Here is a 20,738-nt window from a genome sequence, read left to right on the forward strand (position 1 = left end):
GAATGGATATGACGAAGTTAGGAAGGATTTCTGCACCAGTTCTTGGGTTGTTGCTGGTTTTGTGCAGTTTTTTTGCAGTCGCTGCTGATGAGGATGTTGGTCAAGCATTTCGTCAGCAAGTGATTTCACCCAGTGCAGCGCTTGAGTCACCACCGATCATGCCTGTCAAAATCGCCATTGTTCTGCCCGGTATCCAAGTGTCGGATTACTGGAAACGAGCGATTGATTCGATGAAAAAACGATTAGAGGAGCTTCGTATTCGATACGAGTTGGACATTCGTTTCTCATCTCCCAATGCGAGTGTTTCCCTTCAGGAGCAGCAGTTGCAATCGGTGCTGGCTAAAGAGCCTGATTTTCTTGTTTATACTCTAAACTCCTCCCGTCAGCAGTTCACCGTGGAGCTTTTGTTACAACGTGAAAAGCCCAAGGTCATCATTCAGAATTTAACAAGGCCGATAAAAGAGTGGTTTGACATACAGCCGTTTCTTTATGTTGGGTTCGATCACGAGGAGGGTGCTAAGCAGTTAGCGAATTACTTTAAAGATCGTTTCCCAGAAGGTACGCAATATGGCATTCTGTTCTGGAATCAAGGGGTAGTTAGCGAGCAGCGTGGTCTGACTTTCGAACGTGAAATGGGCAATTACCACACCCTGGTTGATAGCTATTACACCAATGCCAGTCGCCTGATTGCAGAAGAAGCGACGCTTAAAATGGTCAAGTCCAACCCTCGTATTAAGTACATCTATGCCTGTGCGACGGATGTGGCACTTGGCGCCTTAGATGCTCTAAAAGCCCTTGGGCGGGATGATATTGTTGTCAATGGTTGGGGCGGTGGTGCCGCAGAGCTTGAGGCGTATCGCCAAGGCCAGCTGGATGTTGTTTTGATGCGGGTGAATGATCAAAGTGGTATTGCGATGGCAGAAGCGATCGCAAATGAGTATCGTAATACGCCTATACCACTCGTGTACTCGGGTGATTTTAAGTTAATAGATGAACAAACACCCAAGGCTCAATTAGAAGTTTGGATTAACGAAGCTTTTTATTATTCCGGAGCGCCATAAAATCCGATGCTCACACTACGCTTTAGAACGATCACCTTTTTGGTTTTCTTGGCCATGCTGCTGGGGTTTATTGTGGCGTTTTCGATCAGCGCCTACTACACAACCACCCGTATTCTGGAACAAGAGGCGTACCGAGCCTTAGAGCAAAGTAAGTCGGGGATTGAGCATGAGTTTAATGTTCAACTTCGACTCATTGATCAAGATCTATTCACGCTAGCTCAACATCCTGGGGTTGAGTACGATTTAAGTCATGGGGATAGGCAAGGCTTTGAGCGTCGAGCGTTTGGACGAAGTGGTGATCGTATCCCTAAATATCATTTTGCACTGCTGCACTCTTATACGGACTCTAACTGCTGGTTGGTCAAAAACGCATTAATGCCCATGGGTAATACGGCATGTGAGTCGATCTACGAACAATTCAACTCAATGAAACGATCAGAGTGGTCTTTGCTGAAAGTCGCTGATGATTGGTTTTTAGTGAAGGATTTCCTGGTTACCAATGAAGAGCAGAGAGTCATCGCAAGGTTACTGGGCGGCGTGCGATTGTCGCAAAATGATCTCTTTTTAAGCCAGTTATTACGTAGATCTCAATCCGATGTAGCACGAGCAATCTGGCTGGCCAATGGTGAAGCCTTCGCGCATTACGATTTCCCAGGCGTAGAAGGGGGTGACTCTCAAGTACAGCTGATCATGGGGCAACAAGGGTTTGGTGTACCTCTTGAAATGCAATTATTTTCGCAGCCAGGCAGTACGCAATCGTTGATGGAGCAGCTTAAAAAGCTATTAATCATCGGGGCTTTGGTCGGATTGTTCGTCAGCGCGATCGTTGCTGCCTTACTATCAACTGCGCTGGATCGCCAACTACAAAAACTATTAAACTACATCAAGCAATTAGTGGAAGCTCAGGAGACCCGTGTATGGATGCCTGCTGGTATCCGAGAGTTTAATCGCATTGGTTTGCAAATGGGGGATGTGGTTTCTGAATTGGCGAATAATCGTCAGCAGATAAAGCTTACCAATGATCGATTGCGCAAGACACTAAGAGAAAAGCGTTCGATTTTGCATCAACTGATCAGTAGCCAAGAACAAGAACGTAATCACTTAGCTCAAGAGTTGCATGACGAGCTTGGTCAGTTACTAACGGCAGTGCGTGTTGAGGCAACACTCCTTGAGCATCAAGTGTCGATGAACAGTCCGGCGCTTAAAAATACGCACAAAATAAAAGAGCTGGTCGCTGCGATGTACGCGACGGTTTACGATCGTATTATGGCGTTACGCCCCGCTGAACTGGATCATCTGGGTTTAAGTCAATCGATTGCCCAAATTCCAACGCTAGACAGTTTGCGTCAGTCGGGTGTTGATGTGGAGCTTAGGCTAGGTAAGGTTACTTGCCCAACCGGTACCGATATCCATTTGTACCGGATTACACAGGAAGCTCTTACCAATACTCTCAAGCATGCTCTGGCCACTAAAGTCACAGTTACCTTAAAGCAGGATGAGTCCAATTTGGTGCTATGTATCGAAGACAATGGTCAAGGATTTAAGCCAGATATGGTGGTCGAAGTCAGGGCGCCCAAAGGTTTTGGCTTACTTGGAATCGAAGAGCGTTGTGATTACATTGGAGCGTTTCTAAAGATTGAGTCCAACCAAGGAGTCACCTTAACGGTTACATTGCCGATGTCTCCATTTACTCCGGTGATTTAGGTTCAGATGATTCATCTTGTTCAACGGGTTCTGGCTCCTCTTCGTGAGGGGCTATCTTTTGCATATGCAGCTTTAATGAGTGCATTTGCGCATCAACCAATATCCCTCTGTCCAACTTTGAAAGCGCTATTAAGCAGCTTTTGTATTGGTGATAGGCGACTTGAGGGCTTCTAAGTGACTCGCTATCGATAGCATCAAAGATCATGGCATCGATGGCAACCTGTTCATAGCAGTAACGAGAATAGCTTAGAAGATCCCTCAAGGTTTCTGATGAGGCTGTGCGTTTTTTACTTTTAATTTTGAGCCACTGCGCCAATTCTCGGATAATAGCGGCTGAAAACATAGCTTGATTTCGGTCGTGCATCACCGTAAGGGCTCCATCTCGAAAACCTTCTGGTTGAAAACGATTCTGAAGACGTTGCTCTACCGCGGCTAGTCCTTTTTGGTTTTCTTCACTGGGCACGACGGAGTACAGTTTTTTCCACTGTAAATGAATAAACTGCAGTAAGAATAGGTACAGCTCGGAGGTCATTAGTTGAGGAGGGAAGTGGGTAAGAAGATGCGAAGCCTGTCGAACCTCCTGTTTCAGAGCGCTGGTGAGCTGACGCTGTAATGCTCTTTGTTGCTCAAAGTGATTGATAATGTACGCCGCTGATCCAAGAATGATCAAAATAAAAACGATCAGAACGGTAGTTTGGTATGGTCCCATTCGTTATTTCCGTACCCAGATGAAGTAATTGATTCTATAGGAAAAAAAATTAAAAAAAACGGTTGACGCTTTTTTAAATCAAGCATAATATACGCCCCGCATTTGAGGCGAAGCTTCAAGCGCAACGATACGTCCCATTCGTCTAGTGGTCTAGGACACCGCCCTTTCACGGCGGTAACAGGGGTTCGAACCCCCTATGGGACGCCATCCTCTAACATCATGTTAGTCGATGATTGCGGGAATAGCTCAGTTGGTAGAGCACAACCTTGCCAAGGTTGGGGTCGCGAGTTCGAGTCTCGTTTCCCGCTCCAAAGTTTAAAACGTCCCATTCGTCTAGTGGTCTAGGACACCGCCCTTTCACGGCGGTAACAGGGGTTCGAACCCCCTATGGGACGCCATCTTTTCGCTTAATGCGATTCTTTGCGGGAATAGCTCAGTTGGTAGAGCACAACCTTGCCAAGGTTGGGGTCGCGAGTTCGAGTCTCGTTTCCCGCTCCAAATATCTTATCCATCGTAACATTCTTTCCATAGATGTCTGTGCATTTCTGCATCCTGTCTATACTGACTTCAGGCTTTGCTTTTTTGGCCGCTAAGTTCTTATTTACTTTGGGGATGTAAGCTGTGGGGTATCGTCCGGGTCTTTTTCTTTTACTTATTTTGTTGGCAGCAAGTTCGCCTGCAGCTGTTTTGACCGGTGATTGGCATTTTGATGAGTACGGTTGGCGTGGCTTTGCGAACGAGTTGAATGACTTTAGCGGTAATAATCGCCATGGGCGTGCAAGTGAAATTATTGATTACACCCCAGATGGCGCACTGTGCGGGGCTGCTGATCTGACTCGCAGTAGTGCAACAGATTATTTTAGCTTGAATCGAGATGCCTTAGACGGGAGGCGTGATTTCACGATTTCAATTTGGGGTAAAATGCCATCGACGGTTAACCAAGTACAAGCCTTGTTTTCGGCATCAAATAACAATGCAGATAATGAGGTGCTCATCGCTTTTGAACCCCAAAATACGCGTATGGTTCTTTACTTGAGAAATCGGTTCTCTATTTATGTCAATAATCTTTATCCCAATGATGATCAATGGCACAGCTATATTTGGACTCGAAGGGGGGCTGAGAATTGTATTTATTATGATGGGCGCTTCCTTGGTTGCGTTAATTTAAATGATATTAACCCTGTTAATGTTGAGATAAATGGTTTGGTCATTGGTCAAGATCAGAACTCAGTCGCAAGTGGCTTTCATCAATATAAGGATTGGGACGGTTATGTAGATGAACTGTTAATCTTTGACGGTGCCTTAAATACTAGTGAAGCTCAGGCGGTTTATAATAATTATGTCAATGGTCGAAACTGGGATGGCTCCCCTCGTAATTGCGGTGTGCCTAATCCGGTGGCCAATTATCGATTTGATCAGTGCGATTGGCAGGGTGGTCGCGATGTGGCAGACAGCAGCGGCAACGGATTAGACGGTTTTGCGTTGAATGGCGTTATATCCACCATTGATGGTCAAGTCTGTGGATTGGCTGAGTTTGATGGGGTGGATGACTACATCGCGATCCCAGACGATTACCGCCTGGATATACGTAATGAACTGACGGTCACTACCTGGGTGTACGCCCAAGCGCAGGCTTCAGAGCTTAAAACGATTCTTTCCAAAGATACAAACTACGAATTCCACCTTAATAATCAAGGTCAGATTTTTTGGTGGTGGTTTGATGATGCGGGTAATAACCGTACATTAACCTCCAATCAATCGCTTTCATTGAATCAGTGGCATCATGTGGCCATTGCGTATCGAAACGGCATACAGCGTATCTATCTGGATGGCAATGTCGTGGCAGAATCAAACTTTACGGGCGTTCTGGTTAACAATGATAACGAGCTGCAGCTTGGTCAAGACCAGGGCATCGGCGGGCGATACTTAGAGGGTGCTTTAGATGAGGTCAAAGTGTTTGAAAAATATCTATCACAGGAGCTGATCTCAGACATTTTTACCAATGAGGCGGCAGGCCGAAACTACGATGGAGCACTACGCCCGTGTAATTGCACTGAGCCTCCTCGTACGGATCATTACGAGGTCAGTCATTCAGGTTCGATGGTGAGTTGTATGGCTTCGAATATCACCTTTACTGCGCATGAAGCCTCGAATGCGCCCGTTGACGCAATGGATGCCGAAATTTTGATTACTACCTCCTCCGGTAAAGGGGAGTGGCTGAGTGTGGTGTCAGGTTCTGGTGTGTTGACGAATCTGGGTAACGGTCAGGCGCGCTATCGTTTTCCCGATAATGGTGAAACCTCGGTCACTTTGCAGTTTGCTTATCCTGATTTAGTCGGGGCTTCAGAGACGATCAATTTTGATGTCAGCGATGGTATAAAAACGGATCGGCGAAACAGTGCCGACAGTGAAGATCAAAACCTCACCATCAGTGAGTCTGGTCTTATCTTTGATGTACCTGATACTGAGTCATGCCTTGCCTCATCACTAGTCACAGTCCGAGCGGTGCGTTCGAGTGATCAGGCGATGGTCTGCGGGGCGACGATGAATGGCGTAAGAAACGCAAGTCTCTTGTTTGAGTATGTCTCGCCCAATACCGGGAATCAGTCGATGATTTTTGAAAGTGGGGGGCAATCTACCACGCTGCAAAATGGCACGTCGGCTTCTCGGGAGCTCAACTTTAATGCCAATGGCGAGGCGCAGTTTACCGCTGAATACCCAGATGCGGGTCAAGTGCAGTTATCGCTCTCGGTCGAGGGTGAGTATGCGACCTTGGAGGGGAATGATACTTGGGTTGCTTATCCGGCAAGGCTCAATGTCACTGCAAAAACGCCGTCCGGCACGCTCTTAAATAACCCATCGGTAGCGTCGGGGGTAACCTGGCTTGCGGGTGAGCCGTTTGAATTGTCCGTCGAGGCGATGTGCGCAAACGGCTCAATCACCGAGAACTACCAGCCTGCACAAGCAGAGGTGTCTGCTGTGTATCAAGCACCCACCATTGCATCCGGAGGTGCGCAAGGCATCCTGTCAACTCAGTCGGGTAATTTGGCTGTGACCGATCAGCCCCTTTGGCTAAACATCGCGTCCGGTTTTGCGAATGGTCGCTGGGTGGATAGTGGAGCGCACTTTAGCGAGGTTGGAGTAACGGTAATCAGTGCCGAGGATGACAATTACTTCGGTCACTCCATTGCTGCAAGCAGTCAGGTCGTCGGGCGCTTTATACCGGCGTTTTTTGATCTCTCAAGTTCAGGGCCTGAATTCAGTAGCGAGTGCGGGCTGGATCGGTTCAATTATCTGGGTAAGTGGGTGGTCAGTGATCAGCCGGTTGAGCTCAATGTCGTCGCAAAAAATGCCCAAGGCCAAACAACCTCTAACTACGGGGCGAGTTTCTGGAAGCTTTCGGCGGCCGCATCCGATCGTGGTTATCAAGACAGCAGTGGTGTCGCCTCAGCGGTATTGGAGGAGCAGTTGGCCGTTGGGGATTGGTTAAGCACCGATCAAAACTATGATGGAGAAGGTTGGCTGTCGATTTATGCTGATCAAGTGCGCTACCAAAAAGGCGTCACGCCGCAGGTGCCTTTTGCCGGGGATATGTCACTCTTGTTTTCCGCAGCTGATCTTACCGATGGGGAAGGGGTTTGTTATAAGGTCGACAGCGACAGCGACGGCCTATGGAGTGATGAGGTGTGTGCATCGTTTACGGTATCGAACATTGATCTTCATGAGCAGCGTTTTGGGCGCTTGAGAGTAGATAATGCGTATGGCCCGGAAACGGAGTGGGTCCCGCTAAATTGGCTGGTGGAGTACTACACCTCTGCTGGGTTTGTCGTGAATGCCGATGACAGTTGCTCAGTATTTCAGGCATCGCAAATGAGCTTTGTTGATCAAGAGGGCAGTCTTGCGGCCAGCGGAAGTATCAATCAACTATACGCTTATCCAGATGTCGACTTTAGGGTAGAACAGGGTGACGCTGGTCTTGAACTGAGCTCTGGTCAGCAGGCGGGGGCTCAAGGCGTGGTACAGTTAAGCATTGATTTGAGTGCGCTGGAGCACCTTAGGTTTGACTATGATGGCGATGGCGTCGATGAAAACCCCAGTGCGACGGTGACGTTTGGCCAGTACCGAAATGATGATCGTGTTATTTTTCAAAGACAGTATTAAAAAGTGTTGACATGGGGGTGGAGCTCTCTTAATATACGCGCCTCCTCAACGAGGTATGCGTCCCATTCGTCTAGTGGTCTAGGACACCGCCCTTTCACGGCGGTAACAGGGGTTCGAACCCCCTATGGGACGCCATCTACTTACACTCTCTTGTGTGGGTTGATATTTGCGGGAATAGCTCAGTTGGTAGAGCACAACCTTGCCAAGGTTGGGGTCGCGAGTTCGAGTCTCGTTTCCCGCTCCAAAATTTAGAAACGTCCCATTCGTCTAGTGGTCTAGGACACCGCCCTTTCACGGCGGTAACAGGGGTTCGAACCCCCTATGGGACGCCATCTAAACCTTTCTTATTTATCCTTGATTTCCCTACCTTTTACATAGATTTTTGGCTCGGTTGCGCTATAATTCTTGCTCCCTGATTGTCTGTTGTTGGTAGTCTTTTTGTGTCGTATTTTTCCCGTGTAGTGTTGGCAGTATTGGTGGCTTGTACCTCACAAGTCGCTGCGGCTGATGCTGTCATCGTGAATGAAAGCGTCATGATCAATAAGCTTACCCGGCACGAGTTAAGATCCATCTTCTCGATGCGCTCTGTCAGGTGGCCCGATGGTTCGCCCATTCGGGTGTTTGTTTTACCAGATCAAAATATGCTTCATAAATCCTTCGTAAAACAAGAGCTGGACATGTTTCCTTATCAGCTCCGAATGTCGTGGGATAGGGCGGTTTTTAGCGGTACTGGCGCGCCTCCTAGAAAGGTATCCACAATTGAGGATATGGTGACTCGCATTCGAAGCACCAAGGGAGGCATCGGTTACATCAATGATGAGTCAATCCCGTTAGCGGAAGGGGTGAAAATTGTTCAGGTGGACTAAGCATCTGTGGCTCTCGTTATGGCTGTCGAGTACTGCGGTTACTGCATCAGAAAGCACGTCAATGGATTTCTCTTGGGGTGGGTTTATCTCTCAAGGGTTTGTTTACACCGACGATCATAATTTTGCGGGTAACAGCGATGATCGCCTCTCGACCGATTTTCGTGAGGCGGGTCTCTATGCTATTTGGCGACCAACCGCTAGGGTTCGCTTAGGTGGTCAGGTGACTGCGCGTAAGATAGGCAGTATGACGGAAGAAAGTCCTCAATGGGATTACCTAAGCATTGATACGAATGTCATTGATAGTGGGACAGATACGTTAGGCGTAAGGCTTGGTAAGTTAAAACTCAAGCATGGAATCCACAACCCCACCCGTGAAGTACCCTTTGCGAGAAATTCAATTCTGCTACCTCAGTCTATGTACACTGAAGAAACGCGAGATGTCCAAATGGCGGCAATTGGCGGGGAGTTGTATGGTAGCAAGTACGTTGATGATTACCGATTTGATTATTCTTTGTTTTATGGGGATATGCGGCACGATAAAACCACTGAGGTTGTGTTTTTTAGGGAGAATTTGAGTGGTCGATTTGTGGGTGCGGAAGCCTTGATCAGTAACTTTGCTATCAATTCATCAACGGATGCTTGGCGAATTGAAACCACCATAGGTCAGTACACTCCGAGCTACAAAGCAGGTCCTAGAAATGATTTTGGGATGAACAGTGGCGATATTCGTGTCCGTCTATTCGCGCTCGGAGGCGAGTATAATTTAGAGAATGTTTCATTCAGTGCAGAATACTTCCGTCACTATCTCGATTATTCGGACTTAGGGGGTGTATTTGAAGCGGCTGACGAGCGCGTTTTCGAAGCTTACTACGCTCAGGCGAATTGGAGGTTGACCCCTACCGTAAACATGTTGCTTCGATATGATATCACCCACAGAAATGCTAAAGACCCAAGCGGACGTAAGACTGAGGCTAGGTTAGGCGTACCGGCACATAGCATGTGGTCTAAAGACTTGACGCTTGGTCTTGGTTGGCGATTCAGTCCTAATTGGCTTGCTAGAGCAGAAGTTCATCATATCCAAGGTACGGCTAGGGTTCCTGTCGCTGATAACAATCAACAAAACACAAACCCCAACTGGAATATGGTATTGTTCCAACTAGCATACCGATTCTAATCCGAGCGGGCAGGGATGATGAAGCCGTTCTTCTTAAGCATACGCTGGAAAATTCTAATTCCTTTGATGGTCTCCCTTTTTGGAGCCCATCTGGCGATCTTCTGTTACATCAATAACACCTTGGTGACGCAATACGATGCGACCCGGGCGCAGTTGAATGAACGCAACATCAAAGCGTTGGAAGGCTCGTTATCCGCGTCTTTTCTAAAGCAGTTAGAGCTTGCTCAAACCTTATCCTTAGTGGTGGAATCCGATGCCGGTGCGAAGCTTGATCGGGTACAAAGTTTAATTTCCGCCCGTTACTCCTATTTTGAAACCATGGGTATGCTCGACACTGTTGCGATTTACGATGCTGGCGGTCAATTGATTGAGCAATGGGGCGATACCGCTTATCGATACGACCATCTTGTCTTGTCGGCCCTACAATATGAATACCCGGTCCGAAAGTTACACTGCAACCAATCGTGTTACCGCTACTTAGCCGTGCCTTTGCTGAACGAGGGTAAGGTGTCGGGGGTCATTATCTTAGGCCGTGCGGTTCATGACTTAGTGGTGGACTACAAGCAGCTGACGGGGGTCGATATCGGCGTTGCTAAGTTCAGCCAAGATAACTGGCAGGACGTATCCGATTGGGCAATGGACTTTTCGCAACTGACACAGCGAAACCGTAACCTACAAATCTTAAACGCCCTCAGTAAGCAAGTCCCAAACTTCCGGTTTGATGCTTTGTATGAAATCGATGCCTTTGATGGGCGGTATGAGGTCTACATGACCGCCCCTGGTCGTTTTGATTCCGATGATTCCATCTGGGTCTTGGTTTCGGATGCGACCGAACATCACAACACGCTGACCTCTAATCAAAAACTCTTGGCCATTTCCTTGTTCAGTAGCTTTGTTGGGCTTGGTTTGGTGGCTTATATTTTATCGCTTCGGGTGAAGCAGCGTGCTTTGGCGGCTCTGCAGGTGGACCAAGCCGGGTTGCTGATCACCAATAATGACTTTATTCGCGATGAGTTTAATGTCACGACAGCCAGTCTTGCGGATCTTAAGTTGCAGGTCAGCCAGCTCTCGACCGAAGAGAAAGCCCTTGATGATCGACTCGAGAAGGCTTTACATGCGCTTAATATGGAGCGCGAGCTTATCTCGGCGTTGTTCGATACCTCTAAAAGTATTTTGATGATTCAGAATATGGATGGGGTGGTGATCTCCGGTAATGCCTGCGCTGAAACCATCTTTGGTAAAGACGTTTTGCAAGGGGATAAGGGCTTTTCGGATCTGTTATCGATAGATCAGCTCTTGTCTCGACAGGCGGAAGAGCAGCTTCAGCGCCTCTATCTTGGTGTGCAGCGAATGGCTCGGTTTGATACCCAAATGATTCTGGAAGATGGGCGTATACATCACTACTCATGGATCAATTCGATTATCGAAACGAGTCATGAGGTATCCATCATCGTATCGCTTGGTATCGATATCACTGATAAAAAGAAAGCCGAAGAGCGACTTGCCTGGTTGGCGTTTACAGATCCAGGTGTGGCATTGGCCAACCGGGAAGTTTTTCTGGATAAATTACCGGAAGAGATGGAGCAAGCGCGTCTTGAAGGGCGTGGTATGGCCATGATCTGTCTTGAAGTTCAGGGGCTACATACGACCCATAATGTTTTTACCGAGGCCGAGTCGGAAAGTGTCGTTAATGGCATTATGTTAACGATCTCTAATGTCTTACGTGATGATGATATGTTGGCTCGTTTCAGTGACGATACCTACATGATCGTACTGAAAGGCCTGAAAGAGAATAAACACGCTGAGACGGTTGCGCGTAAATTAATCCAAGGGTTCTTAACACCTGTCACCATCGGTGATCACAGTGTGCCTTTGTCGATCTTTATGGGGATTAGTTTTTATCCGGATCACGCTTTAGATGTTGCAAGTTTTGTCAGTAAAGCTGAATCAGCCATGTTTTATGCGAAACAGCAAGGCGAAAATAGCTTTGTTGTGCATAAAGAGATGCCACACAGCCCGTCGGATGATGAGCCTGAAACGACTCGTCTAGAGCGCTTTCATGATGCGGTCATGAAAGAGCAGCTAGGGTGCTGTTACGAGCCAGTAATGAGCTTAACCAGTCATCGACCGGCGGGCTTTTCGGTCAGTCCGTGTTGGACCGATTTAGAGAGTGAGCCGCTGAGCGAATCGGAGTTTGATCGACTGTGCGAAGAGAGTGGTTTGCAGTACCGCGTTAACGAGCAGTTGCTCAAATACGCCATTGAAGAGTACCCGCTTTGGAACAGTATGATTGATACGAATTTGCTGTTAATGCTGCCTATTCGAATCAGACAAGGTCAATTAAACGAGATGTTCCACTTGGTCGAGCAGGCGTTTCGACAAATGCCGGAGCTTACGCGTTACTGCGTGATAGAGTTGATCAGTGATGACATCATCAAGATGGAAGCCGGATTCGAAGACTTAATGGCGCGTCTACATCAGTTGGGGTTGAAGATATCCATTCGTGCAAACGACCGAGTTCGACCGGCGATGTTTATTGCGCATATTCTGCCGCATGATTACATGCGAGTTCCTGTTTCAATGATGCAAGAAAGCGATGAAGAGGATCAGCTCAAATTCAAGAGCATGATGCGCCTGGCAGATGAGCTTGGCACCGTTTATATCGCGGATGGAATAAAGAGCAGTACATGTGAAGCGGCCGTTAAAGAAAAAGGCGCTCGATTGGGGATTGGCCCCTATTACGGAGAGCCCATGACCTTGCAGTCCGTTCAGCTGTTCTTGCAACGCCCTTAAGCTTTGTGCGCAAAGGGCGTTGGTGTAGAACGGTTCAGTGCAATAGTTTTAAGGCTGTAGCGCGCTCTTTGGCGTACTCAAACTCGATGCCTTGAGCTTCGGCTTCGTAACGTCTCTCGTCCAATGCTTGAAACTGCTGAATCTCATCATCCGGCATGAAGTGCAGACACTCCCCACCAAAAAACCATAAAAGGTCGCGAGGCAGAATCGGTGCAAGTTCTGGATAGCGGCGAATCCACTGACCGGCTAACTCTTGTCCAAGTTCTGTGTAAGCGCCTTCCTGTTTTTCCATCGCTTCTAATGTGCGCTCATACAGGGTTAAAAACTCAGCATCTTCAGCGCTCAAAGGGTCATGAGTAAACGGGATAAACTGGATCAATTGATTGTAGCTTTGCTTCATCAAATCGATGTGGAAGGTCAGGTAGGCCAGATCATTTTGCATAACGAACACTCTGTTGCTGTATAGATGGGTGCAGCTTCACCAAAAACACCTAGTTTAACGTTAGAATACGCATGTCTAAAGTGATCAAGTGCAAAGACTGAGGTTTCATGTCAAAAGCGTTATCGATAAACAATCTGACAAAAACATACGGAAATGGATTTGAAGCATTAAAAGGGATCTCCTTTGATGTTCAAGAAGGCGATTTTTTTGCCTTGCTGGGCCCCAATGGGGCGGGCAAATCCACAACCTTGGGTATCGTGTCCTCCCTGGTTAACAAAACCTCGGGCGATGTGACTATTTTTGGCCATTCCTTGGAAAAAGAGATCGCGGCTGCTAAGCGCTGCCTTGGGGTGGTGCCGCAAGAATTCAATTTCAATCAGTTCGAAAAGGTGCAGGACATCATAGAAACCCAAGCAGGTTATTACGGCATCCCTAAGAAGGTTGCGCGTGAGCGTGCCGAACATTACCTCAAGAAGTTGGGGCTGTGGGATAAGCGAGATCAACCCTCTCGTATGCTTTCGGGCGGTATGAAGCGTCGATTGATGATAGCGCGGGCTTTGGTGCACGAACCAAAGCTGCTGATCCTTGATGAGCCAACGGCAGGAGTGGATATTGAGCTTCGTCGTTCTATGTGGTCCTTTTTAACCGAACTGAATAAAAAGGGCACTACCATCATTCTGACGACGCACTATCTGGAAGAAGCGGAAAACCTCTGTCGAAACATCGCGATCATCGATCACGGCACCATTGTGCAAAACACCAGTATGAAGGCACTGTTGCAACAACTGGATAAAGAGGTGCTGATACTCGACCTCAATAAAGATCTGCCAGAGGCGCCGAGCATCGATGGTTATGTCACGCGCCTTCAAGATGCGCATACCTTGTTGGTCGAAGTGCCTAAAAATGCAGGCTTAAGCCTTGTGTTTAAAGCGCTACACGATCAAGAGATCGAAGTGATGAGCATGCGTAACCAATCGAACCGTCTTGAAGAGTTGTTTGTATCCATGGTCGAGAAAAACCTACAAGGGGGGGCACAATGAAAGCCGCTGAATTGTGGGTTGCGTTTTATACCATCGTCAGTAAAGAGGTACGCCGCTTTACACGTATTTGGGCGCAGACTTTGCTGCCGCCCGCCATCACCATGACCCTGTACTTCATCATCTTCGGTAACTTGATTGGTGAGCGTATCGGCCAGATGGGCGGGTTTGATTACATGGAGTTTATTGTGCCGGGTCTGATTATGATGTCTGTCATAACAAACAGCTACGGTAATGTGGTCTCCTCGTTTTACAGTACGAAATTTCAAAAGAACATCGAAGAGATGTTGGTATCACCGGTACCAAATTGGGTCATCCTATCGGGCTATATTGCCGGTGGTATGTGCCGAGGTTTGTCAGTGGGCGTGATTGTGACGCTGTTGTCACTGTTTTTCACCGATTTAAGCATCCATCATTTCTTAATTACAGTGCTCACGGTTGTGCTAACGTCGATGCTGTTCTCGATCGGTGGTTTTGTGAATGCGATGTTTGCAAACTCCTTTGATGATATCTCGATCATCCCAACCTTTGTTTTAACACCACTCACCTATTTGGGGGGCGTGTTCTACTCGATTCAGTTGCTGCCTGAGTTTTGGCAGGGTGTGTCTCAGTTGAATCCGATTCTGTATATGATCAATACCTTCCGTTACGGTATTTTAGGGGTAAGCGATATTCATGTCGGCTTTGCCTTTACAATGATCATCTTGTTTAATGTCGTGCTTTTCGCATTGGCACTGCATTTGTTGAATCGGGGTAAGGGGATTCGTCACTGATGAAAGAAGAACAAGTTCTAGAAGCGTCGCCACTGGGCAGTGATACGCAATACGTGAATCAGTACGATGCCACTTTGCTCTATCCGATTGAGCGGGCACTAAACTGGGAAAAGCGCGGTGTTGATCGCGCAGATTTGCCTTTTCGTGGGGTTGATCTTTGGAACGGTTACGAAATCTCTTGGCTAACGCCCAAAGGTAAGCCTGTAGCACGTATTGCCGTGTTTACGATCGATGCTGCGTCGACTCATATCATTGAGTCTAAGTCCTTTAAGCTTTACTTAAATTCCTACAATCTGAGCCGTTTTGACAGCGATGCTGTCGTTAAAGCGCAGATGGAAAAAGACTTAACCGAAGCGGCGGGTGGGCATGTCTCGGTGGACTTGTATCACCCAGATGAGTTTACGATGCCGGTGACGCTTAACGGCGTTTGCCTTGATGAGCTGGATATCGAGGTGGATCAATACACGCCAGACGCTAGCCTGCTCAGTGTGAACAGTGATGAGGTTTCGTCCGAATCGCTGTACAGCCATTTGTTGAAATCCAATTGTCCGGTCACTGGTCAGCCGGATTGGGCCAGTATCTCAATTCAGTACCAGGGGCCTGCAATCGACCATGCCGGTTTGCTCAAATATTTGATCTCTTACCGGGAGCATGGCGACTTCCATGAACAGTGCGTTGAGAACATTTTTATGGATATCTGGGAACAATGTTCGCCCACACAGCTCACTGTTTATGCGCGTTACGTCCGACGTGGTGGGTTAGATATAAACCCGTACCGCAGTACCGAACAGGGCACGGTAGAAAATACCCGTTTACATCGTCAATAGTCAGTGCCCGACAACATAACCCAAAGGTGAGTTAATGGATGCATTAGAGATGTTACAAAACCGCGTGTCAGCACCGGTTTTGATGGAGCCTGCTCCGACACAAGAGCAACTTCAAGAGATGCTTAAAGCGGCGCGCCGTGCGCCGGATCACGACAACTTAGTGCCATGGCGCTTTTTAGTGATCGAAGGCGAAGCGCGAAACGAGCTGGCCAAGTTGTACCTAAAAGCGGGTAAAGCGGCGAATCCGGATCTGCCCGAGGATAAAGAAGCTAAACTTCTGAAAATGCCTTTGCGTGCACCGACCTTGTTGGTGGCGATCGCAACCGTGCACGATCATCCAAAAGTGCCGGAAGTAGAGCAGGTCATTACGGCCGGTTGTGCTGCGCATGCGGTGGTTCAGGCAGCCTATACGATGGGGCTTGGTGCCATGTGGCGCACTGGTGAAATGGCTTTTAACGACACGGTTAAAGCGGGGCTTGGACTGAAAGCCAATGAGCAGATCGTAGGCTTTATTTACTTAGGTTCCGTGAAGCGTTTTAGAACGCTGGAAGAAGAATCTCTAGATGGCTTGATGACGGCCTGGACAGGGGTTTAACCCCTGTCGTTGTTCAGGCTGGGGTTACTCAGCCTGAACGTGTACATCGACAATCGTGATCGGCTCAACCGGCACATCTCGAAACGGTGGCTTGGTGGTGGTCGGTGTTTTTGCGATCTCGTCCACAATCTCCATCCCTTTCGTCACCTTACCAAATACCGCGTAACCTGGTTGCGGTCCGTAGCCATTTAAGTTGGCATTATCGACCAAGTTGATGAAAAACTGGGATGTCGCGCTGTCTGGATTTCGTGTACGCGCCATCGATAAGGTGCCACGCTTGTTCTTAAGGCCGTTATTCGACTCGTTTTTAATCGGAGTGCGTGTTTCCTTTTGAACCATCTCCGCCGTAAAGCCACCACCTTGGATCACAAAGCCAGGAATAACACGGTGGAACTGAGTGCCGTCATAAAATCCATCTTGAATGTAACGGACAAAGTTTTCGACCGTGATGGGCGCGGCATCATCAAAAAGCTCGATCTCGATTTCACCAACCGAGGTGTTCATCACCACAGTGGGGGCGGCCAAGGCGGCTGACGAGAAGGCCGTGGCAAGTAGAAAAGCGGCAGATCGTACGGTCGTAAACAGTTGCATGGTCTCAACTCCCTATTAAATAACTCTTTCTGTTGCGTGCAGTTTTTGCCGTTTGATCTACTTTTATATTAGAAGCTCATAATTTGAGCTCTGACGCCAATAACGAATAAGGCATAAAAAAAGAAAACGGTAAGCCACTGGCACGGGAACAGAGATGAAGTCGTTAAAAATCAAACACAAAGTGATTCTGTTGGCGATCATACCTTTAGTCGCTCCGATAGTCATCGTCATGCTGATGGTGAGAGCTAAATTAATGGACCTTGGAGAGGCTTAGGTAGAGAGCATCCGACACGAAGTCATTGTAGCTCGCGTAACGCACACACTTTGTCGGGCACATCCAAAGAGATGAACGATCTAGAAGGCAGTCTGAAACGGATTGTGAATCAATTTAAGGTCGAATAGCCTTTAAAAGATGAAAAACCGGCCTTTGCCGGTTTTTTTATGTCATCAGAACCCGTTATGATCCTGTTAAACAGGATCCAACAAGGGCGTATTATGGAAATGCAGTGGGAAAAGCTTCTAACGACTCAGCGATACGGACATGAGTCCTCATCGGCGTATGAAGAAGCGGGGCGGAGTCATTTTCATAAAGACCACGATCGGATTGTGTTCTCCAGTGCCTTTCGCCGTTTAGGACGCAAAACCCAAGTGCATCCGCTGGCCCTTAATGACCATATCCATACACGCCTGACCCACTCCATTGAGGTAGGCAGCGTTGGCCGAAGCTTAGGCATTCGGGCAGGGGAGTGGCTCAGTCACCGACTGCCGCATTGGGCGACCGCCGATGACATCGGCATGATTGTGCAATCAGCGTGTCTTGCTCACGACATCGGTAACCCGCCGTTTGGTCATGCGGGGGAGTACGCCATTCGCGACTGGTTTAAACGTTTTGCTCAATCGGAGTTTCTGGCACCGTTATCCGCAGCCGAGCGGCTCGACCTTGAAACCTTTGAGGGCAATGCACAAGGCTTTCGAGTGGTCACCTGCATCGAAAACCATCTATACGACGGTGGTTTGCGCTTAACCTATCCAACCTTAGGCACCATGCTGAAATACCCGTGGACGTCTGATAGAGCCACCGGAAAAGGCAAGTTCAGCTGCTATTTAACCGAGGTAGAAACCTTAAATACCGTCGCCCAAGCGCTAGGCTTGGTGCCACTGGGTGACAACTACTACTGTCGACACCCACTAACCTATCTGATGGAGGCTGCGGATGACATCTGCTACGCCATCTTAGATCTTGAAGATGCGATTGAGCTCAACATTCTCGACTTTGATACGGTTAAGCCAATCCTCTTTGAATTGTGCGGCGATCAAGAATTGGAGGATGAGATCTTCCAATCAGCAGCGTCGGCGCGTCGTAAGATATCGGCACTGCGCGGTCGTGCGATGGAGAACATGGTCAACTCCGCCTTGATGGCTTTCATCGAACATTACGATGCCATCATCTCAGGCACCTATCAGGGGGAACTATTGGCCGATGGCGATCCCAATGTGAAAGCAGGGCTCGCTAAAGCTAAGCATCTGGCTCGTACCCGCGTATTTCCGGACACTCGCAAAGCGGAGCTGGAAGTCGGTGCCTACAGCTCATTAGGGGTATTGCTGGATGCGTTTTGTCACGCCGTCTTTGAGCAGTACCAAAAAGGCTCGGTGGATGACCTAAGCTATCGCAGCGAGAAAATCATCAGCCTCATGGGGATTCACGCCCCAGGTGCTGATTGGCCCTTGTACCATGCGTACATGCGCGCATTGGATTTTATCAGCGGGATGACCGACAATTACGCCGCTTATCTAGGACGGCAAATCACAGGTCTTAGCCAGTAAGAATTTTTGACCCAAGAGCAGTTATGGCCAGTTTACAAGATCAACTCAGTCGACTCGTTTATTCCACAGAATCGGGCGATCTATGCCCGGACTGTCGTAAGCCGAAAGAGGCGTGCGAGTGCCAATCCCTAGCGGATGAAGCGCGTTTGGAAACGTTGGATGGCATTGTCCGAATTCGACGTGAGACTTCTGGGCGCAAAGGAAAAGGAGTTACGACCGTCACCGGTGTACCTATCGCTCAAGACGCGCTGAAAAAGTTAGCAAAAGAGCTCAAGCAGCAATGTGGTACCGGCGGTGCGCTAAAGGATGATGTGATCGAGATCCAAGGGGATCATCGCGATAAGATCAAAGCGCTGCTGGAAAAGAAAGGATTCAAGGTTAAATTAGCAGGAGGCTAGCATGGCCAAAAAACGATGCCAGCGATGTCAGCAGATCCGTTGGGTTGCGATCTTTTTTGTGCTGGCGGCAATGTTGATGATCTTAATGATCAGCAAGGCCGAAGCAGATATCTACAAGTACATTGATGAAAACGGACGAAAAGTGTTTGTTGGCAGCCTAAGTCAGGTGCCCGACCGCTTTAAGGATCAATTAGAGATTCAAAGCCCCTCTGGCATGGTCAGCAATGTCAGTGAGTTTTCAAAGAACAACACCAAAGCCTCAACCACGATTCGACAGTTAATGTCCGAGCGTCAGTTATCCAAAGCGCTCAGTCAGCTAGAAACCCCGGTGGTGATTCAGCGTAACCAAATTTTGGTGCCTGTGACCGTGACTTATCATGGCTATTCGGCGCAAGTGACCATGCTGATGGATACAGGAGCATCCAGCACCGTGTTTCACGACGATGCGCTGGCACGATTAGAGCCACAGCAAAGCGAAGCCGGGTACGCCAGAGTGGCCGGCGGTGGCATTGTGCGTTTAAGCCAGATTGAGTTTGATAAGATCGAGATTGGGCCTTACAAAGCCAAAAACGCACGCTCCTTGGTGATCAAAAACAAGCAGCCCAACAGCGGTTTTGACGGTCTTTTAGGGATGGATTTCTTGATGAACGTTGATTACAAGTTGGATAAGCAGCGCAGCGTTATTATCTGGAACCCTAAGCGTTACGAAGAGCTCCAGACTTTAGCCAAAGAGCAACCCGAAGGCTAGCGCTCTTCTTCTGCTTCACGTTCGGCAAGCTTTAGGTCCAACGTGGCCTTCAGCAGCTTGAACAAACGAATAGACGCATCGATCTCATCTTTACGGTTGGTTAAGGATTCGATATTAAGGCCCAGCGGAATGCCTAAATGCAGGCACGCTTCAAGGATGATCTCTAGGTTATGACGGCAAATCTTAACCGACTCAGCTAAGGGATTGGGTGCGTTCAGAATGCGCAGTTTGGTGGCATCCGGTACCGAAATACCCAGCCATTCCATAAACTCCAGCGTTTTAGCGCTGCCGCACGGCGTAAACGTCAAAATGATGCGCTTTGGCAGTACGCCTTGCTCTTTGCATGACACTGCATAGCGCGTCAGTAAGTCGACCGTTGCTTGAGCGTTGTAAACGGCTTGTGAGACAAAAAACTCACAACCTTGTTCAGCTTTAGTCATTAAGCGCAGGTGCTCGTCACCTTTTTTCGCGTGGCGCTCCGCAATGGTTACGCCGCCTAGGTGAAAGTCATTTTGGTTATCCGCAAGAGTGCTGTACGCCTCGTTCAGGGATAGACGGACTTCACCCTCGGATGACGGGGAGCCGACCATCACAATGTCACGGATATCGTAGTTTTCCCACGCATCGTTCAACCACTGCTCGAAGTCAGCACGATCGCGTTGTGACACGCTTTTGTAGGTGATCACAGGGTGAGCCGATTTTTGACGAATCAAGCGCGAGTAATCCCGTGGATCATGCGTGTGCATGAAGGGGAAAGGACGCGGCTTGTCGGTTCGGCTGCTTTCGTCCTGAATGTCGTACACGATCAAGCCATCGAAATCGACAGCCGAAAGGCGATCCAAAAGCTTGACAGCGATCTCTTCGACGCGATCCATCGGTGTGGAGTCTTTTGGAGGTGTCGTACCTACAAAGTAAACACCGCGATTAGGATCGGAAAAACGTTGTGAAAGAGATGCGCTCATGATTTTCTGTCTTTTTGATAACAAAGTAAGGAGCCATTCTAACAGTGAATCGATTTCAAGTGATTGGATCAGA

17 protein-coding genes and 7 tRNA genes are annotated in these 20,738 nt (G+C 48.3%); 20 read left to right on the forward strand and 4 right to left on the reverse strand.

Annotated elements, in window-relative coordinates; translation table 11 throughout:
- The first annotated feature begins 8 nt into the window (after positions 1 to 8).
- The gene (locus tag ACXAF9_RS13420; RefSeq protein WP_475075098.1) at positions 9 to 1,061 is read left to right on the forward strand and encodes a substrate-binding domain-containing protein; all 1,053 of its coding nucleotides are present in this window, start codon (positions 9 to 11) and stop codon (positions 1,059 to 1,061) included.
- A gap of 6 nt (positions 1,062 to 1,067) precedes the next feature.
- Complete coding sequence (locus ACXAF9_RS13425) at positions 1,068 to 2,765, forward strand: sensor histidine kinase (protein ID WP_475075100.1); 1,698 nt, start codon at positions 1,068 to 1,070, stop codon at positions 2,763 to 2,765.
- On the opposite strand, the gene ACXAF9_RS13430 is transcribed toward ACXAF9_RS13425, so the two are convergent.
- Positions 2,749 to 3,474, reverse strand: a complete 726-nt coding sequence (locus ACXAF9_RS13430; RefSeq protein WP_475075102.1) for a hypothetical protein — start codon at positions 3,472 to 3,474, stop codon at positions 2,749 to 2,751. The two genes, ACXAF9_RS13425 and ACXAF9_RS13430, sit on opposite strands and share 17 nt — an antisense overlap.
- A 131-nt stretch (positions 3,475 to 3,605) precedes the next feature.
- Here ACXAF9_RS13430 and ACXAF9_RS13435 point away from each other — a divergent pair.
- The 11 genes from ACXAF9_RS13435 to ACXAF9_RS13485 all read left to right on the forward strand — a co-directional run bounded on the left by ACXAF9_RS13435 (position 3,606) and on the right by ACXAF9_RS13485 (position 12,468).
- Positions 3,606 to 3,681, forward strand: a tRNA-Glu gene (locus ACXAF9_RS13435).
- A gap of 28 nt (positions 3,682 to 3,709) precedes the next feature.
- Positions 3,710 to 3,785, forward strand: a tRNA-Gly gene (locus ACXAF9_RS13440).
- Between the two features lie 11 nt (positions 3,786 to 3,796).
- Positions 3,797 to 3,872, forward strand: a tRNA-Glu gene (locus ACXAF9_RS13445).
- 24 nt (positions 3,873 to 3,896) lie between these two features.
- Positions 3,897 to 3,972 (forward strand) — tRNA-Gly (locus tag ACXAF9_RS13450).
- Positions 3,973 to 4,095: 123 nt separating this feature from the next.
- Positions 4,096 to 7,635, forward strand: a complete 3,540-nt coding sequence (locus tag ACXAF9_RS13455; protein ID WP_475075104.1) for a DUF6701 domain-containing protein — start codon at positions 4,096 to 4,098, stop codon at positions 7,633 to 7,635.
- Between the two features lie 59 nt (positions 7,636 to 7,694).
- Positions 7,695 to 7,770: transfer RNA gene (locus ACXAF9_RS13460), tRNA-Glu, on the forward strand.
- Positions 7,771 to 7,803: 33 nt separating this feature from the next.
- A tRNA-Gly gene (locus tag ACXAF9_RS13465) sits at positions 7,804 to 7,879 on the forward strand.
- A 12-nt stretch (positions 7,880 to 7,891) separates the two neighbouring features.
- Positions 7,892 to 7,967, forward strand: a tRNA-Glu gene (locus tag ACXAF9_RS13470).
- 108 nt (positions 7,968 to 8,075) lie between these two features.
- Complete coding sequence (locus tag ACXAF9_RS13475) at positions 8,076 to 8,501, forward strand: hypothetical protein (RefSeq protein WP_475075106.1); 426 nt, start codon at positions 8,076 to 8,078, stop codon at positions 8,499 to 8,501.
- A 61-nt stretch (positions 8,502 to 8,562) separates the two neighbouring features.
- Positions 8,563 to 9,675 carry a hypothetical protein gene (locus ACXAF9_RS13480; RefSeq protein WP_475075108.1) on the forward strand — a complete coding sequence of 371 codons (1,113 nt, stop codon included), beginning with the start codon at positions 8,563 to 8,565 and terminating at the stop codon, positions 9,673 to 9,675.
- A 15-nt stretch (positions 9,676 to 9,690) separates the two neighbouring features.
- Positions 9,691 to 12,468, forward strand: a complete 2,778-nt coding sequence (locus tag ACXAF9_RS13485; RefSeq protein WP_475075110.1) for a diguanylate cyclase domain-containing protein — start codon at positions 9,691 to 9,693, stop codon at positions 12,466 to 12,468.
- A 34-nt stretch (positions 12,469 to 12,502) separates the two neighbouring features.
- On the opposite strand, the gene ACXAF9_RS13490 is transcribed toward ACXAF9_RS13485, so the two are convergent.
- Positions 12,503 to 12,910 carry a PA2817 family protein gene (locus ACXAF9_RS13490; protein ID WP_475075112.1) on the reverse strand — a complete coding sequence of 136 codons (408 nt, stop codon included), beginning with the start codon at positions 12,908 to 12,910 and terminating at the stop codon, positions 12,503 to 12,505.
- Between the two features lie 107 nt (positions 12,911 to 13,017).
- Between ACXAF9_RS13490 and ACXAF9_RS13495 the strand changes: the two genes are divergently transcribed.
- From ACXAF9_RS13495 to ACXAF9_RS13510, 4 genes are read left to right on the forward strand one after another with little or no spacing between them, the layout of a single operon-like run.
- Positions 13,018 to 13,950, forward strand: a complete 933-nt coding sequence (locus ACXAF9_RS13495) for an ABC transporter ATP-binding protein (RefSeq protein ID WP_475075114.1) — start codon at positions 13,018 to 13,020, stop codon at positions 13,948 to 13,950.
- Positions 13,947 to 14,720, forward strand: coding sequence for an ABC transporter permease (locus tag ACXAF9_RS13500; protein ID WP_475075116.1), 774 nt, complete (start codon positions 13,947 to 13,949; stop codon positions 14,718 to 14,720). Before ACXAF9_RS13495 ends, ACXAF9_RS13500 begins: the two co-directional genes overlap by 4 nt.
- The gene (gene queF / locus ACXAF9_RS13505; protein WP_475075118.1) at positions 14,720 to 15,547 is read left to right on the forward strand and encodes an NADPH-dependent 7-cyano-7-deazaguanine reductase QueF; all 828 of its coding nucleotides are present in this window, start codon (positions 14,720 to 14,722) and stop codon (positions 15,545 to 15,547) included. The genes ACXAF9_RS13500 and queF overlap by 1 nt, the downstream gene beginning before the upstream one ends.
- A 34-nt stretch (positions 15,548 to 15,581) precedes the next feature.
- Positions 15,582 to 16,142, forward strand: coding sequence for a nitroreductase family protein (locus ACXAF9_RS13510; protein WP_475075120.1), 561 nt, complete (start codon positions 15,582 to 15,584; stop codon positions 16,140 to 16,142).
- A 24-nt stretch (positions 16,143 to 16,166) separates the two neighbouring features.
- Here ACXAF9_RS13510 and ACXAF9_RS13515 read toward each other — a convergent pair whose 3' ends face one another.
- The gene (locus ACXAF9_RS13515; RefSeq protein ID WP_475075122.1) at positions 16,167 to 16,733 is read right to left on the reverse strand and encodes a peptidylprolyl isomerase; all 567 of its coding nucleotides are present in this window, start codon (positions 16,731 to 16,733) and stop codon (positions 16,167 to 16,169) included.
- A 495-nt stretch (positions 16,734 to 17,228) separates the two neighbouring features.
- On the opposite strand from ACXAF9_RS13515, the gene ACXAF9_RS13520 reads away from it, so the two are divergent.
- The 3 genes from ACXAF9_RS13520 to ACXAF9_RS13530 are packed head-to-tail and all read left to right on the forward strand — an operon-like array spanning position 17,229 to position 19,703.
- Positions 17,229 to 18,557 (forward strand): deoxyguanosinetriphosphate triphosphohydrolase, encoded by a 1,329-nt coding sequence (locus tag ACXAF9_RS13520; RefSeq protein WP_475075126.1) that lies wholly within the window; start codon positions 17,229 to 17,231, stop codon positions 18,555 to 18,557.
- A 23-nt stretch (positions 18,558 to 18,580) separates the two neighbouring features.
- Positions 18,581 to 18,955, forward strand: coding sequence for a translation initiation factor Sui1 (locus ACXAF9_RS13525; RefSeq protein WP_475075129.1), 375 nt, complete (start codon positions 18,581 to 18,583; stop codon positions 18,953 to 18,955).
- A 1-nt stretch (position 18,956) separates the two neighbouring features.
- Positions 18,957 to 19,703, forward strand: a complete 747-nt coding sequence (locus tag ACXAF9_RS13530) for a retropepsin-like aspartic protease (RefSeq protein WP_475075132.1) — start codon at positions 18,957 to 18,959, stop codon at positions 19,701 to 19,703.
- Here the strand turns inward: ACXAF9_RS13530 and ACXAF9_RS13535 are convergent.
- Positions 19,700 to 20,665, reverse strand: a complete 966-nt coding sequence (locus ACXAF9_RS13535) for a methylenetetrahydrofolate reductase (protein WP_475075134.1) — start codon at positions 20,663 to 20,665, stop codon at positions 19,700 to 19,702. The two genes, ACXAF9_RS13530 and ACXAF9_RS13535, sit on opposite strands and share 4 nt — an antisense overlap.
- Positions 20,666 to 20,738: the final 73 nt, after the last annotated feature.

Source organism: Neptunomonas sp. ABH4_499, from assembly GCF_056160565.1.

Coding starts and splice junctions, on each gene's coding strand:
- ACXAF9_RS13495 (WP_475075114.1), top strand. CDS start 13,018: ATGTCAAAAGCGTTATCGATAAACAATCTGACAAAAACATACGGAAAT.
- ACXAF9_RS13420 (WP_475075098.1), top strand. CDS start 9: ATGACGAAGTTAGGAAGGATTTCTGCACCAGTTCTTGGGTTGTTGCTG.
- ACXAF9_RS13530 (WP_475075132.1), top strand. CDS start 18,957: ATGGCCAAAAAACGATGCCAGCGATGTCAGCAGATCCGTTGGGTTGCG.
- ACXAF9_RS13500 (WP_475075116.1), top strand. CDS start 13,947: ATGAAAGCCGCTGAATTGTGGGTTGCGTTTTATACCATCGTCAGTAAA.
- ACXAF9_RS13425 (WP_475075100.1), top strand. CDS start 1,068: ATGCTCACACTACGCTTTAGAACGATCACCTTTTTGGTTTTCTTGGCC.
- ACXAF9_RS13520 (WP_475075126.1), top strand. CDS start 17,229: ATGGAAATGCAGTGGGAAAAGCTTCTAACGACTCAGCGATACGGACAT.
- ACXAF9_RS13535 (WP_475075134.1), bottom strand. CDS start 20,665: ATGAGCGCATCTCTTTCACAACGTTTTTCCGATCCTAATCGCGGTGTT.
- ACXAF9_RS13480 (WP_475075108.1), top strand. CDS start 8,563: ATGGATTTCTCTTGGGGTGGGTTTATCTCTCAAGGGTTTGTTTACACC.
- ACXAF9_RS13510 (WP_475075120.1), top strand. CDS start 15,582: ATGGATGCATTAGAGATGTTACAAAACCGCGTGTCAGCACCGGTTTTG.
- ACXAF9_RS13525 (WP_475075129.1), top strand. CDS start 18,581: ATGGCCAGTTTACAAGATCAACTCAGTCGACTCGTTTATTCCACAGAA.
- ACXAF9_RS13485 (WP_475075110.1), top strand. CDS start 9,691: ATGATGAAGCCGTTCTTCTTAAGCATACGCTGGAAAATTCTAATTCCT.
- ACXAF9_RS13515 (WP_475075122.1), bottom strand. CDS start 16,733: ATGCAACTGTTTACGACCGTACGATCTGCCGCTTTTCTACTTGCCACG.
- ACXAF9_RS13430 (WP_475075102.1), bottom strand. CDS start 3,474: ATGGGACCATACCAAACTACCGTTCTGATCGTTTTTATTTTGATCATT.
- ACXAF9_RS13490 (WP_475075112.1), bottom strand. CDS start 12,910: ATGCAAAATGATCTGGCCTACCTGACCTTCCACATCGATTTGATGAAG.
- queF (WP_475075118.1), top strand. CDS start 14,720: ATGAAAGAAGAACAAGTTCTAGAAGCGTCGCCACTGGGCAGTGATACG.